11 protein-coding genes and 1 pseudogene are annotated in these 12,699 nt (G+C 71.5%); 5 read left to right on the top strand and 7 right to left on the bottom strand.

What is annotated here, in order from left to right:
* Positions 1-87: 87 nt before the first annotated feature.
* Positions 88-243 carry a CBS domain-containing protein gene (locus AB0H88_RS33700; protein ID WP_357652117.1) on the top strand — a complete coding sequence of 52 codons (156 nt, stop codon included), beginning with the start codon at positions 88-90 and terminating at the stop codon, positions 241-243.
* A gap of 11 nt (positions 244-254) precedes the next feature.
* Here AB0H88_RS33700 and AB0H88_RS33705 read toward each other — a convergent pair whose 3' ends face one another.
* On the bottom strand, positions 255-1,112 hold the full coding sequence (locus tag AB0H88_RS33705) for an NAD(P)-binding domain-containing protein (RefSeq protein ID WP_357651646.1): 858 nt from the start codon (positions 1,110-1,112) through the stop codon (positions 255-257).
* A 192-nt stretch (positions 1,113-1,304) separates the two neighbouring features.
* Between AB0H88_RS33705 and AB0H88_RS33710 the strand changes: the two are divergent.
* Positions 1,305-2,384 (top strand): annotated as a pseudogene (locus AB0H88_RS33710) (BTAD domain-containing putative transcriptional regulator); the annotation flags it as partial.
* A gap of 2,181 nt (positions 2,385-4,565) precedes the next feature.
* Here the strand turns inward: AB0H88_RS33710 and AB0H88_RS33715 are convergent.
* Positions 4,566-5,705, bottom strand: coding sequence for a histidine kinase (locus AB0H88_RS33715; protein ID WP_357651648.1), 1,140 nt, complete (start codon positions 5,703-5,705; stop codon positions 4,566-4,568).
* 141 nt (positions 5,706-5,846) lie between these two features.
* Here AB0H88_RS33715 and AB0H88_RS33720 point away from each other — a divergent pair, with 141 nt between their 5' ends.
* Together AB0H88_RS33720 and AB0H88_RS33725 are read left to right on the top strand one after the other, a co-directional pair.
* Entirely contained in the window at positions 5,847-6,056 is a 210-nt protein-coding gene (locus AB0H88_RS33720; protein ID WP_357651650.1) for a hypothetical protein, read from the top strand.
* 119 nt (positions 6,057-6,175) lie between these two features.
* Complete coding sequence (locus AB0H88_RS33725) at positions 6,176-7,315, top strand: cystathionine gamma-synthase (protein ID WP_357651652.1); 1,140 nt, start codon at positions 6,176-6,178, stop codon at positions 7,313-7,315.
* Here AB0H88_RS33725 and AB0H88_RS33730 read toward each other — a convergent pair.
* Positions 7,312-7,746 (bottom strand): hypothetical protein, encoded by a 435-nt coding sequence (locus AB0H88_RS33730; RefSeq protein ID WP_357651654.1) that lies wholly within the window; start codon positions 7,744-7,746, stop codon positions 7,312-7,314. The genes AB0H88_RS33725 and AB0H88_RS33730 overlap by 4 nt on opposite strands.
* A 10-nt stretch (positions 7,747-7,756) precedes the next feature.
* Complete coding sequence (locus tag AB0H88_RS33735; protein WP_263655728.1) at positions 7,757-7,882, bottom strand: hypothetical protein; 126 nt, start codon at positions 7,880-7,882, stop codon at positions 7,757-7,759.
* Positions 7,883-8,022: 140 nt separating this feature from the next.
* Here AB0H88_RS33735 and AB0H88_RS33740 point away from each other — a divergent pair, with 140 nt between their 5' ends.
* The gene (locus AB0H88_RS33740) at positions 8,023-8,445 is read left to right on the top strand and encodes a DUF6292 family protein (protein WP_357651657.1); all 423 of its coding nucleotides are present in this window, start codon (positions 8,023-8,025) and stop codon (positions 8,443-8,445) included.
* Between the two features lie 19 nt (positions 8,446-8,464).
* Here the strand turns inward: AB0H88_RS33740 and AB0H88_RS33745 are convergent, their stop codons facing one another.
* The 3 genes from AB0H88_RS33745 to AB0H88_RS33755 form a co-directional block, all read right to left on the bottom strand.
* Positions 8,465-10,420 carry a hypothetical protein gene (locus AB0H88_RS33745; protein WP_357652098.1) on the bottom strand — a complete coding sequence of 652 codons (1,956 nt, stop codon included), beginning with the start codon at positions 10,418-10,420 and terminating at the stop codon, positions 8,465-8,467.
* A gap of 30 nt (positions 10,421-10,450) precedes the next feature.
* On the bottom strand, positions 10,451-11,185 hold the full coding sequence (locus AB0H88_RS33750; RefSeq protein WP_357651660.1) for a hypothetical protein: 735 nt from the start codon (positions 11,183-11,185) through the stop codon (positions 10,451-10,453).
* Positions 11,186-11,247: 62 nt separating this feature from the next.
* Positions 11,248-12,639: a sigma 54-interacting transcriptional regulator gene (locus tag AB0H88_RS33755; protein WP_357651662.1), complete on the bottom strand. Its 1,392-nt coding sequence runs from the start codon at positions 12,637-12,639 to the stop codon at positions 11,248-11,250.
* Positions 12,640-12,699: the final 60 nt, after the last annotated feature.

A 12,699-nucleotide genomic window follows, 5' to 3' on the forward strand; every position in this document is an offset into this window, starting at 1 on the left:
GTGGTGGGCGCACCCAGGGCCCCCCCCCCCCTCCCCCACCCCCCCCCCGGCGGCGGCCACCCCCCCCCCCAACCCACCCCCCACCACTTGCGGCCGCCGCGGCCGATCCCCGCCCCCCGCGAGTCGGTGGCGCGCGCGGTGGAGGCGCTGGAGAAGGCGGACGCCGCCGTGGTACTCGAAGAGGGCAAGCCGGCCGGGCTACTGACCCGGCAGGACCTGCTCGCCTTCCTCGCCAACCACTAGGGCCTTGACCACTAGGGCTTTCTGATCGACTCGATCACGGTGCCGAGCCCCTCCGAGCCGCGTCCCTCGGCGTCGGCGCGTTCGAACAGCTCCTTGAGGGCGTTCGGCACCGTGGTCTCCAGCCCGGCGTCCTTCAGCGCGTGGACGGCGTGGCCGATGCCGACCGCCTGCATGTGCAGGGAGTTGAGCTCGCCCGGATACACCCGGGCCTCGGCCTCCTCGGCCAGGATCTTGGCGAATCCCATCGGCCCGTCGCCCCCGAGCTGCGTGAAGGTCTCCCTGGCGAACGGCAGGAAGTCCCGGGGCGGCACCCCCGCCGTGCCGAGCAGCGCGAGCGCGTGCATGTAGCTGGTCAGGCTGGACCAGAAGATCAGCAGCTGCGCCTGGTAGAACATCATCGCCAGGCCCTGGTCCTCGCCCACATAAGTGATCGTGGCCAGCGCCTTGAGCGTCTCGGCGTGCCGGTCGACGGCCTCCTTCGGGCCGCTGTAGAAGGTGTACGCCATGGGCAGCCCGATGGCGGGCGGCGGCACCATGATCCCTCCGGTGACGAGCGTGCCGCCCCGTCCGGCCACCCACCCCGCCGCCGCGCGCAGCTCCTCCGGGGTGCCTGAGCTGAGGTTGACCAGCACCTTCCCGTCCAGCCGCGCCTCGCCCAGACTGTCGTACATGGCCTGGTAGCTCACCTGGCTGATCACCAGCAACTCGCCTTCGGCCGCCTCGTCCGCGCGCCGGGCGCCGCTGGCCACGAGCGGGTCCGTCTTGCTCTTGGTACGGTTCCAGACGGTCACCTCGTGGCCCGCCGCCAGGAACGTCTCCGCCATCTTCGACCCCATCGGGCCCATTCCGATCACTGTCACTCGACTCATGAGCCCCACCATCGAACCTCCCCCTACGGAAATCCTTCCGCCTCGCTACGGGTTGTCCCTGACGTGGTGAGTTTCGGGGTGCTCGGGCCGCTGGCGGTCTGGACGGACGACGGCCGCCCGATCCAGGTGACGGAGCCCAGGATGCGGGCGTTGCTGGCCGACCTCCTGGCTCACGGGGGCGGGCCGGTCTCGATGGACCGGCTGATCCACGACCTGTGGGGGGAACGGCCATCCCGCAATCCCGTCGGCACCCTCCAGGCGCGCGTCTCCCAGCTCCGCCGTGCCCTCGGCGACCCCGGCTCGATCGTCCACACCCCGGCCGGCTACCGCCTGGCGCACGCCGACCCTTCGCAGGCCAGAGCCCGGCGGGAGGCGGGGCACTCCGGTGCCGCGCTGGACGCCGACCGGTTCCGCGAGCTCGTCGGCGAGCGTGCCTCGGATCCGCGCGAGCGGGCCGACCAGCTCCACGAGGCGCTGAGCCTGTGGCGCGGTCCGGCGTACGCCGACCTCGCCGACGAGGAGTTCCTCCGTCCGGAGATCGCGCGTCTGGAGGAGCTGCGCCTGGCCGCCCTCGAAGAGCAGGCGGAGGTACGGCTCGCCCTGGGCGAGGACGTGGACCTGGCCGACCTGGTCTCCCGGCACCCGTTGCGCGAGCGCCTGCGCGCCCAGCACATGACGGCCCTGTACCGGGCCGGCCGGCAGAGCGAGGCGCTGGCCAGCTACGGCGAGCTGCGCGAGCGGCTGGCGGGGGAGCTGGGCCTGGACCCCACGCCCGAGCTGGCGGCACTCCAGGAGGCGATCCTCCGGCAGGATCCTTCGCTCGTCCGGCAGGCCCCTTCGCCCGCCGCCCAGTCGCCCCGCGCCAACCTGCCGTCGCCGCTCACGGAGCTGATCGGCAGGGACGCGGAGGTCGCCCGGGCCCGCGACCTGCTGGCCGCCGCCCGCCTGGTGACGCTCACCGGACCTGGTGGCGTGGGCAAGACCCGCCTCGCGCTGGAAACCGCCCGTTCCCTCCTCGACGAAAGCACCGCCTTTCCCGACGGGGTGTGGCTGGTGGAGCTGGGCGGGATCACGGACGTGGCCGAGGCGGTCGCGGACGTGCTCGGCGTACGGGACGACGACGCCGCGCCACTGCCGCCGAGGCTGGCGACCGCCCTGGCCGCCAAGCGCGCGTTGCTCGTGCTCGACAACTGCGAACACCTGGTGGAGGAAGCGGCGGAACTGATCTCCGCACTGCTACGGGCCGCCCCAGGGTTGCGGATCCTGGCTACCAGCCGGGAACCGCTCCGAGTGACCGGCGAACGCGTCCATGTCGTACCTCCGCTGACCGAGCCCGACGCGGTACGCCTCTTCACCGTCCGCGCAGGAATCAAGCTGAACGAGCCGAACGCCACCACTGCCGGCACCCCCACTGCTGGCGCGACCACCATGAACGCGACCACCACGAACGCGACCACCGCTGGCGCCACCACCACGGGCGCGACCGGCGGTCCGAGTAAGCCGAACGAGGTGATTGAGGCGGTCGCGACCATCTGCCGGCGGCTCGACGGCCTGCCTCTGGCGCTGGAGCTGGCCGCGACACGGGTGCGCGCGTTGGGTGCGCGGGAGGTGGCCGAACGGCTCGACGACCGGTTCCGCCTGCTCAGCTCCGGCATGCGTGACGCCCCATCGCGCCAGCGCACGCTCCGGGCGGTGATCGACTGGAGCTGGGACCTGCTGTCCGGTCACGAGCGGGTCGTGCTGCGGCGGCTGGCCGTACACGCGGACGGGTGCTCGCTGGAGGCGGCCGAGGCGGTCTGCGCCGAGCCCGGCGTGGACGTGGTGGACGTGCTGGCCCGTCTGGTCGACCGCTCGCTGGTGGTGGTGTCCGCCGGCCCCAGGTACCGGCTGCTGGAGTCCGTCGCGGTCTACTGCGCCGAGCGTCTGGCGGAGGCGGGCGAGCACGGGCGGATCGCCGCACGTCACGCCCGCTACTACACAGCGCTGGCCGAACGGGCGGACCTGCGCGGCCCCGGGCAGAGGCAGTGGCTCGAACGCCTGGACGCCGAGACCGCCAACCTGCGGCTCGCCCTGTCAGGCCCGGAGCCGCTCCGCCTGGTCAACGCGCTGGCCTGGTACTGGTTCCTACGCGGTCGCATGGGCGAGGCCCGCCGCTCGCTGGCCACCGCCCTGTCCAAAGCCGCCCCGACGTCCAGCGCGACCTCTGCGTCCAGCGCAACCTCTGCGTCCGGGGCCACCCCGGCGTCTAGGGCCACCTTGGCGTCCAGTGTCGCCCCGGCATCTGGAGCCGTCCCGGCCGTGCCCGCCACCGATCTGGCCGTCGGTCGGGCGGCTGTGGCGTCGGTGTGGCTGGCGGGGATGGCGTTGTCCGTCGGGGAGGTGGCGCCGCCGGTGCGGGTGGCGGGGCTCGATGCCGGAGGGCGGGCACTGGCCGACTGGTTCCTGACCCATGTGCGCTGGGCGTACGGCGATCATGGCGCGCACGAGGCGGCGGCGAGCCGGGCGCTGGCCGCGTTCGAGGCGCTCGGTGACCGTTGGGGGATCGCCGCCGCGCTCAGCCTGCGCGCGAAGCTGGCCGTCGGGCGGGGGGACCTGGCCGCGATGGAGCGGGACGGGCGGCGGAGTCTGGAGCTGTTCGGCGAGCTGGGTGACGCGTGGGGGCGGTTGGAGGCCATGGACGCGCTCGATCGGCTGGCCGAGATACGGGGTGACTACGCCGAGGCCGCCAGGTTGCGCGAGGAGCAGTTGCGGTTGGCGGAGGAGCTCGGCTTCGAGGTCGCCTTCAAACTGGCCGGGCTGGGCCGTGTGGCCCTCCTGGCGGGCCGGTACGAGCGGGCCGACCACTACCACGAGCGGGCCAGGCTGCTGGCCGTGGAGCAGTCCTACAAGGCCGCGGAGGAGCATGCCGTGCTCGGGCTGGCACTGAGCGCCAGGCGGCAGGGCGACTACGTGCGGGCGGAAGGGCTTCTGACGCCGTGGCTTGGCTGGCTGCGTGAGGTGCGGGGGACGCCCGGCATCGCGTTCGTGCTGGCCGAGTTGGGGTTCGCCGCCGAGCAGCGCGGTGACGCCGGCACGGCGCTGGCCAGGCAGCGGCAGGGCTATGAGGCGGCCCGGGCCACCGGAGACCCGAGAGCGGTCGCGCTCGCCTTGGAAGGGCTCGCGGGCGCGCTGTCACTCACGGCCGAGCAGACCGGGAAGGGACGACCGGCCGAGGAGTCCGGGAAGGGACGACAGGCCCGATGGAGCCGGTCCGGGGGGTACCGGGAGGCGGCGGGGATGCTCGGCTGGAGCCGTTCCGAGGAGTACTGGGAGGCAGCGGGGATGCTCGGCGTGGCCGCCGCGCTCAGGGAGGCGGTGGGCGTACCGCTGCCCGCCCCCGAGCGGGCCGACGTCGACCGGATCACCGCCAGGCTGCGCGGAGCGATGGGTGCGGAGTTCGACGCGGCGCACGCCTCAGGACGTCGGAAACTCCGCGACCACTTCCCAGGCGCCGTCGGAACCGGGCCCGGCGTAGAGGCGGCCGCCCAGCGCCTCCACCCGCTCGGCCATCCCCACCAGCCCGAACCCGCCGCCCAGACGCGAGAGCCGGGGATCGGTGGCTGAGCCGAAATTGCGGATGCGCAGCAGCACGAGCTGGTCGAACCGGCGCAGCTCGGCCTCGACCCAGCTGGCCCCCGGCGCGTGCTTGCGGATGTTGGTGAGCGCCTCCCGCAGCACTCGGTGGACCGTCGTCATGACCTCCGGCGCCAGGGTGTGGTCGTCGATGCCGGATCCGATCTCGAACGCGACGCGCGGCCCGTTCGCCGAGAACCGTTCCGTCAGCAGCCGCAGATCGGCCAGCGACGTGCCGGGGGTCCTGGCGGCCTCGTCCTCGGCCCGCAGCACGGTGACCAGGCGCCGCATCGAGGTGAGCGCGTCCGTCCCGGCGCCGGCGATGGCGTCGAGGGCGGGCAGCACGGCGTCCGGCTTCATGGCGGCGACCGTGCGGGCGGCCTGGGCCTGTACGACGATGCCGGTGATGTGGTGGGCGACCAGGTCGTGCAGCTCCCTGGCCAGCTCCAGGCGCTCCGCACGCCGTACCGAATGGACGGCCTCCTTGCGGCGCTCCTGCTGGAAGCGGAGGTAGCCGCCGACGGCGGCGGTCATCGTCCACGCGGTGAAGAGGACGAACGAGAAGGCCAGCTTGTTCTGGGGATCGCGCGAGGCGCCCTCCGCCATGAGGACGACCAGCGCGGTGCCCCCGAACACCGCGGCCCGCTTGACCGGCTCGACGTGGCGCAGCACGCCGATCGTCAGGATGATCAGCGCGCCGGTCTCCGCCGCGCCGGGCACGCCCGCGAACTCGCTGACGGCGATCACCAGCGAGGAGACGAGCGAGAGAGCCAGCATGACGACGAACGTCTCGACCCGGAAACGGCGCCGCAGGACGGCGGCCGCGATGCCCGCGACCCCGCAGATCGGCACCAGCCACTGGACGCCGCCCCTGCTGGCGGCTACGGCGAGGTCCATGAGGAGCATCATGGCCAGCCAGCCGACCGCCGCGATGTCGCTCAGCCGGCGGATCCAATAGACGACCTGCTTGGCATCCCCCACTCCTAGGAGCCTAAGCCGCGAGTCGGATGGTGGGCATCGACCGTTCGGCTGAGGGGGCTCGCCGAGGACCAGCCCTTCAGCGGAGGCGGCGGCGGGGGGCCGTCGACGATGCTGATACATGTCCGGAAGGGGGACGGGAAAATGATTGTCCTTGGGTTCGTACTACTGGGTGTCGGTCTGGTCGTGGGTCTGCTGCTGGCGCTGGCCGACCCGGTGCTGCTCTCCCGCATCAACGGGGAGCACGCGGAGGGTGGCAGCGGCCGCCACATCCAGGTGCCCGCACGTGACGCCGACGTTATACCGCTGGCGCCGCGGGCAGGTGGCGACAGGAAGAAGCCTCAAGCAGCCTGAGACCTGGCTCGCGCGGGGCATGACGCGCGAGTCACGCGGGCGCGGTAGGGGACGGCGCCCGCCTCGGCCCGCGGTCCGTTGGGGAACGGGCCGCGGGCCGCTTCCGTTACCGTGGGCCTATGACGAACGGTTTCGAAACTCTGGCGATCCACGCAGGTCAGGAGCCTGACCCGCTTACCGGCGCGGTCGTGCCGCCGATCTATGCGACGTCCACCTACAAGCAGGACGGCGTGGGTGGCCTGCGTTCCGGATATGAGTACAGTCGCTCGGCCAACCCGACCAGGGCCGCGCTCGAAGAGGCGCTGGCCGCGGTCGAGGGGGGCGTGCGCGGGCTGGCGTTCGCGTCGGGCCTGGCGGCCGAGGACACCCTGCTGCGCGCTCTCTGTCAGCCGCAGGACCACGTCGTCATCCCCAACGACGCCTACGGAGGCACCTACCGGCTGTTCGCGAAGGTCGGTGAGCGCTGGGGCCTGCACTACGACCCGGTGCCGCTCGGCGACCTCGACGCCGTGGCCGGGGCGATGACCCAGAAGACGCGGATCGTCTGGGTGGAGACGCCGACGAACCCGCTGCTCGGCATCGCCGACATCGCCGCGCTCGCCCAGCTGGCCCATGACAACGGGGCGCTGCTGGTCGTCGACAACACCTTCGCCTCGCCCTACCTGCAGCAGCCGCTCGCGCTGGGCGCGGACGTGGTCGTGCACTCCACCACCAAGTACGTCGGCGGCCACTCCGACGTGGTCGGCGGCGCGCTGATCGCGGCCGACCAGGCGGTCGGCGCGGAGCTGGCCTTCCACCAGAACGCGATGGGCGCGGTGGCCGGGCCGTTCGACGCCTGGCTGACGCTGCGCGGGCTCAAGACCCTGGGTGTACGGATGGACCGTCACTGCGACAACGCCGAGCGGATCGTCGATCTGCTGCTCGCGCACCCGCGCGTGACGCAGGTGCTCTACCCGGGGATGGGTGACCACCCCGGGCACGAGGTGGCCGCCAAGCAGATGAAGCGGTTCGGCGGCATGGTGTCGTTCCGCGTCGCGGGCGGCGAGGCCGAGGCGGTCAAGGTGTGCGACCGGGCGAAGCTGTTCACGCTGGGCGAGTCGCTGGGCGGCGTCGAGTCGCTCATCGAGCATCCGGGCAGGATGACGCACGCCTCGGCGGCCGGCTCGCCGCTGGAGGTGCCCGCCGACCTGGTGCGGCTGTCGGTCGGCATCGAGACGATCGACGATCTGCTCGCCGACCTCACGCAGGCGCTCGGCTAGGAACCCGGTACGACCATCAGGAACAGGATCACCAGCCAGATCAGCGACAGCAGCCCGCTGATGGCGGCGATCCTGCCGTTCTGCACCTTCGCGTCGTCGTCCGGGGTCTCGGTGCCGAGGACCCGGACGGCGGCGCGCAGGTCGCGGTCGATGATGACGATCAGCACGGCGGCCACGATGAACAGCGTCATCGAGGCCGTCATGTACCACTTGCCGAGGATGCCGCCGCCGATCGACATGCCGACGGCCAGTCCGAAGATCAGCACACCCAGCGAACCGATGCTGTAGATCCGGGTGGTCCGCTGGATGTTCTGCAGGACGGGCAGGTTCTTGCCGCGGATGGCCCGCGGGGCGGTCATGGTGGCCGCCGTGAGCGGGCCGATCGTGAAGATCGCGAAGCCTATGTGCAGCCAGAGAAGCAGGGACGACATGCGAAGGAGACTAGTCCCCGACGATCTCGCCCGTGGACTCGACACTCTGTTTACCCTCTGAGGAGCAGCGCATGATCAGCTCGGTGGCCGCGATCGCGACCACCATGAGCACGATCAGAAGAATCATGGCAATCATGGAGCCCCCCTCCTTCCCCGTGTCGGACGTAAATATCGTCCGTAATGACTAGACGCTCTGGCAACGGAATAAGTTCGGCGCGGGTATGGTTGGCCACCGTCGCTTTTTCCTTACCGTTTGGGCACAAGGGGGTGCCGTCCGTGGCCATCAGGCATGTCGAGCCGTATACCGACGAGTGGCTGCAGCAGCCGACCGGCTATGTGCAGCGGGTCGTCGACCTGCTCGGAGCCGAGGTCGCCGACTGGTGGGAGGGCCCCTGCGAGCCGCGTGGCGCGACCGTCCGCTTGGTGGACGGCAGCGCGCTGGTGTGGGACGAGGAGAGCGGGTGGCGGCTCGGCGGCTTCGTCTCCGGTGGCCGCGGCGAGCACACCCAGCTCGAGGGCGTCCGTTACCTGGGGGGCGGCCTGCTGCCCCGGCCCGAGCGCGTGCCGCCGGCGTTGACCGACGCCCGCACGGGCGTGGGCGCCAGCTCCGCCTGGCGCCCCTGCTACCGCTCGCACCGCAACTGCCGGGACGGCTTCGACGTCGCCCTCGACTTCTACGCGCCCCTCGTCGACGCCTGACGTTCAGACAGCCGGCCCGTCAGCGGGACCGGCGCACCCGTAGGAAGTCGCTCACCACGTACTCGCCCAGCCGGTCCGCGCTGGGGGAGAACACGCGACCGCCGTTGCGCCGCGCCACCTCGTCCACGAACTCCTTGAGCCGGTCGTCACCGGCCAGCATGAAGATGTTGAGCGTCGCTCGCCGCCGCGTCATCTTGTCCACCTCGGACAGTGTGAGCTCCAGCGTCTCGGGCGATGGCGGCCACTCGAAGGCCGAGTGCCCGTTGCGCATCAGGTGAGCTGTCGGCTCGCCGTCGGTGACCACGAGCACCACCGGCTCGAAGTCGGGATGGCGATCCAGGTGCCGGCCCGCGATGAGCAGGGCGTGGTGCAGGTTCGTCCCCTGGACCATGTCCCAGTCGAGCCCGGCCAGCTCGTCCGGCTGCAGCACCCGCGCGTAGTTGGAGAACCCGATGATCTGCACCGCGTCCTGCGGGAACTTGGCGGCGACCAGCGCCTGAAGGGCGAGCGCGGTCTGCTTGGCCGCCGCCCAGGTCCCGCGCAGGGCCATCGAGTAGGACAGGTCGACCAGCAGGCAGACGGCCGCCGCGCTGCGCCGCTCGGTCTCGGCCACCTCGAAGTCGTCGACCGAGAGGTGCACGGCGCCCGATTCGGGCTGGACGCCGCCGTTGCGGACGCCGTTGACCAGCGTGCGGACCACGTCGATCGGCTGCTCGTCGCCGAAGCGCCAGGGCCGCGACGAGCCGGTCAGCTCCCCGGCCGAGCCCGCGTCGCGCTGGTCGTGGTCGCCGCGCCGGCCCGCGTCGAGCGAGGAGAACACCCGGCGCAGCGCGGTCTCGCCGAGCCTCCTGACGGCCTTGGGGGTGAGCTCCAGCTTGCCCCGGCGGCGCAGGAGGTAGCCCTGCTCCTCCAGCTCGCGTTCGATCCGCTTGAGTGCCTCCAGGTCATCGACCGCCGAGCGGCCGAGCGCGCGGCGGATCGCGGACTCGTCGACGTCGTCGAGCCTGGCGCCCGGATAGTCCTGGCGGAGCGAGGTCTCCAGCTGTGAGAGGTCGGCCAGCTCCTCCAGGGCGGTGACGGCGTCGCCCATGCCCAGCGGCTCCTCGCCGGTCAGCCGTTCGGGGGTGTCCCAGGCCAGGTCGGGCCGGCGGGCCTGAAGGGACTCGCCGAGACGGCGCATCTCGTCGGACAACCCCGCCTGGTCGAGCGTCTGGCTCATCAGGTTGGCCAGCTCCTCGCGCTGGCTCGGGGTCATCGAGGCGAGCATGCGCTGGGTCGCGGCGGCCCGCCGGGCCAGGACGTCGACCAGCTCGTCGAGGTCGCGAGGCTTCTCCGGGAAGAGATCGCCGTATTCCTTCATGAACGCATCGAAGTCCTGCTGGGTGTGCTGACCTCTGGCGTCCTTGTCGAGCATGTCGTTGAGGTCCGACATCATCTGCCGGACGCGCTCCATCGCCGCCGGGTCCGGCTGGGCCAGCGCGTCGCGCAGCCCTCGGAACTGGCTGTCGAGCACCTCGCGGCGCAGCAGGTCGCGCAGCTCCTCGAAGGTCTGCCTGGCGGCTGCGGAGCGCCACTCGTAGGAGGTCAGCTGCTGGATCGCGCTGGCCGTGTCGTCGGGCAGCGAGTCGAGCTCGCTCTCGCGCAGCCGCGCGTCGTCGGACGGGTCGGGGAACAGCTCGGCCCGCTCCTGGCCGATGGCCTTGTCGAGGAGCGCCCGCGCCCGCTCCAGCGTGCCGTCGAGGCGGCCGCTCTCGCGCAGGTCCCGGCGGCGCCGTCGTACCTCTCTGAGCATGTCGTCGAGACCCCGGCGGTCCTGGGCCCCGGGCAGCCCGCGCTTGAGCAGGTCGCGCAGGGCGTGCACGGGGGTGGAGCCGGACAGGATGGCGTCGCCCATCTCGTCGAGCGCGGCGCGTACGTCGTACGGCGGGGCGAGGGGGTCGGGGCCATCGTTGTACTCGCCATAGCGGTAGGCCATCACGAACACACGCTAACCCGAGAACGGGGGCTACGCGTCCCCGAAGACCTCACGCACACCGGAGAGTTCGTTGACATCTGGCGTGTAATCGACCTGTACGAGCACCGGGTGCCCGACCGACTTGAGGGCTTTGGTGAAGTCGCGGCTCTGGCACGCCTTCTTGCCGAGGCCGTGCCTGTCGGCGTTGACCGGCTTGCCGGCCAGCCAGCCGTCGCCGCAGCGCCTGGTGGTCCTGGCGAACGACATCAGGTTCGTGTAGCCGAGCTTGACCGTTTTACCGGCTCTGGTGAACAGGACCGTGGTGTCGTCCACCCGCTTGACCGTGCCGCGGGCGGTGCGCGGCGCGGGCCACTTGGCGAGCACTTCGTTGATCTTGACGGCCTCGGTACCGCGATACTCCACCCGGATCGGGCGGGGCCCGGATGCCAGCTGGTCGGTCAGGGCGTCGGGCCGGCAGACGGTGGTGCCCAGGCCCTTGCGGTCGATCGCCACGTGCCCCTCGGTCTCTTTGAGGTCGCAGGCGACGGTCACCCGCCGGAAGGCCGCCTTGGCGTAGTCGAGCCGCAGCTCCTTGGCGCCGGAGAGGGCCTTGAACGTGTGGAGCGGCTTGCGGTACGTGGCGGTCATGGGTGTGATGCGGATTTCGGTCGTGCCGGTCGCCCAGGCGTACCCGTACACGATCTTGGTGTCCGCGGCGTTGGCGGGCACGGCGAGAGCGCACAAGGCGGTGGCGCTCAGGGCGGTGGCACAGACGAGCAGGCGCATGGGCGGTCTCCCCCGACGGCGTGATGAATCATCACGTTCGACGCAGGAGACCGCCCAGATGTTCACGTCCGGTAGACGGAGACCCCGTCCACGTCGTCCTTGGACAGGCGGCGCATGAGATACAGGCCCTCCAGAGCGAACTCCAGCGCGGCCGCCGCGTGCCCCGGCGACTCCTCACCCTCACCCATGCCCAGCCGCGACATGACCTTCGCCAGGCCGCTGACCGGGCCGATGCGGCGCAGCAGTTCGGCGGCCGGGATCAGCTCGCCGGACTCCACCTGGTTGCCCTCGGCGAACTTGTCCGTCAGCGGAGACAGGTCCATGCCGCCCAACCGGCTCCTGAACGTCTCGGCCGTGGCCCGGCGGAGCAGGTGGGCGAGGATCTCGGTCTCCCTGCCCTCCTCGCTGACCTCGAACTCCACCTTGCCGCGCAGGCTGTGGACGACGCTGGTCAGGTCGCAGACGCGGGCCACGGACTGCTCCTCGCCGGCGATCGCCCCCCTGCGTACGGCGGAGGCCATGGCGGTCTCGGCGGCCGCGATCGAGAACCGCGCCGACACGCCGGAGCGGGCGTCGACCGCGGTGGACTCGCGGACCAGGCGGGTGAACCGGGCGATCACCTCCACCAGGTGCTCGGGGATGTCCGCCCCGATGTCCGGCATGGACTCCTGGCGGATGAGCGTCAGCTCGTCCTCGATCGTCAGCGGGTAATGGGTGCGGATCTCGGCGCCGAAACGGTCCTTCAGCGGCGTGATGATCCGGCCCCTGTTGGTGTAGTCCTCGGGGTTGGCGCTGGCGATGAGCAGGATGTCGAGCGGCAGGCGCAGGTTGTAGCCACGCACCTGGATGTCGCGCTCCTCCAGCACGTTCAGCAGGGACACCTGGATGCGCTCGGCCAGGTCGGGCAGCTCGTTGACGGAGAACACGCCCCGGTTGGTGCGCGGTACCAGCCCGTAGTGGACGGTCTCCGGGTCGCCGAGCGTCCGGCCCTCGGCGATCTTGATCGGGTCGACGTCGCCGATCAGGTCGCCGACGGAGGTGTCGGGCGTCGCGAGCTTCTCGCCGTAGCGCTCGTCGCGATGCTTCCACGCCACGGGCAGCTCGTCGCCCAGCTCCCGCGCGAGCGCGAGGCAGCGCGTACAGGCCGGTGCGTACGGATGGTCGTTGATCTCGCACCCGTCGACCACCGGGGTCCACTCGTCGAGCAGCCCGGTGACGGTGCGGATGAGTCGGGTCTTGCCCTGGCCCCGCTCACCGAGCAGGACGAGGTCGTGTCCGGCGAGTAGCGCCCGCTCCAAGTGGGGCAGGACGGAGTCGTCGAAGCCCACGATGCCTGGAAAACGGGGCTCACCGGCCCGCAGCTTGGCCAGCAGGTTTTCGCGGACCTCTGCTTTCACGGTGCGATGAACGTGACCGCTCTCTCGCAGCTCGCGGATATTTTGCGGCTGATGCACGGGAACGAGACTACGTCCCCTGGGACCACCGCGGCAGACACTTTCGCATCTGGCGGAGAT

Origin of the sequence: Nonomuraea sp. NPDC050680, from assembly GCF_040654555.1 — a bacterium.
In the GTDB taxonomy this organism is placed as follows: Bacteria; Actinomycetota; Actinomycetes; order Streptosporangiales; family Streptosporangiaceae; genus Nonomuraea.

Coding starts and splice junctions, on each gene's coding strand:
- AB0H88_RS33705 (WP_357651646.1), bottom strand. CDS start 1,112: ATGAGTCGAGTGACAGTGATCGGAATGGGCCCGATGGGGTCGAAGATG.
- AB0H88_RS33720 (WP_357651650.1), top strand. CDS start 5,847: ATGATTGTCCTTGGGTTCGTACTACTGGGTGTCGGTCTGGTCGTGGGT.
- AB0H88_RS33725 (WP_357651652.1), top strand. CDS start 6,176: ATGACGAACGGTTTCGAAACTCTGGCGATCCACGCAGGTCAGGAGCCT.
- AB0H88_RS33730 (WP_357651654.1), bottom strand. CDS start 7,746: ATGTCGTCCCTGCTTCTCTGGCTGCACATAGGCTTCGCGATCTTCACG.
- AB0H88_RS33735 (WP_263655728.1), bottom strand. CDS start 7,882: ATGATTGCCATGATTCTTCTGATCGTGCTCATGGTGGTCGCGATCGCG.
- AB0H88_RS33745 (WP_357652098.1), bottom strand. CDS start 10,420: ATGGCCTACCGCTATGGCGAGTACAACGATGGCCCCGACCCCCTCGCC.
- AB0H88_RS33750 (WP_357651660.1), bottom strand. CDS start 11,185: ATGCGCCTGCTCGTCTGTGCCACCGCCCTGAGCGCCACCGCCTTGTGC.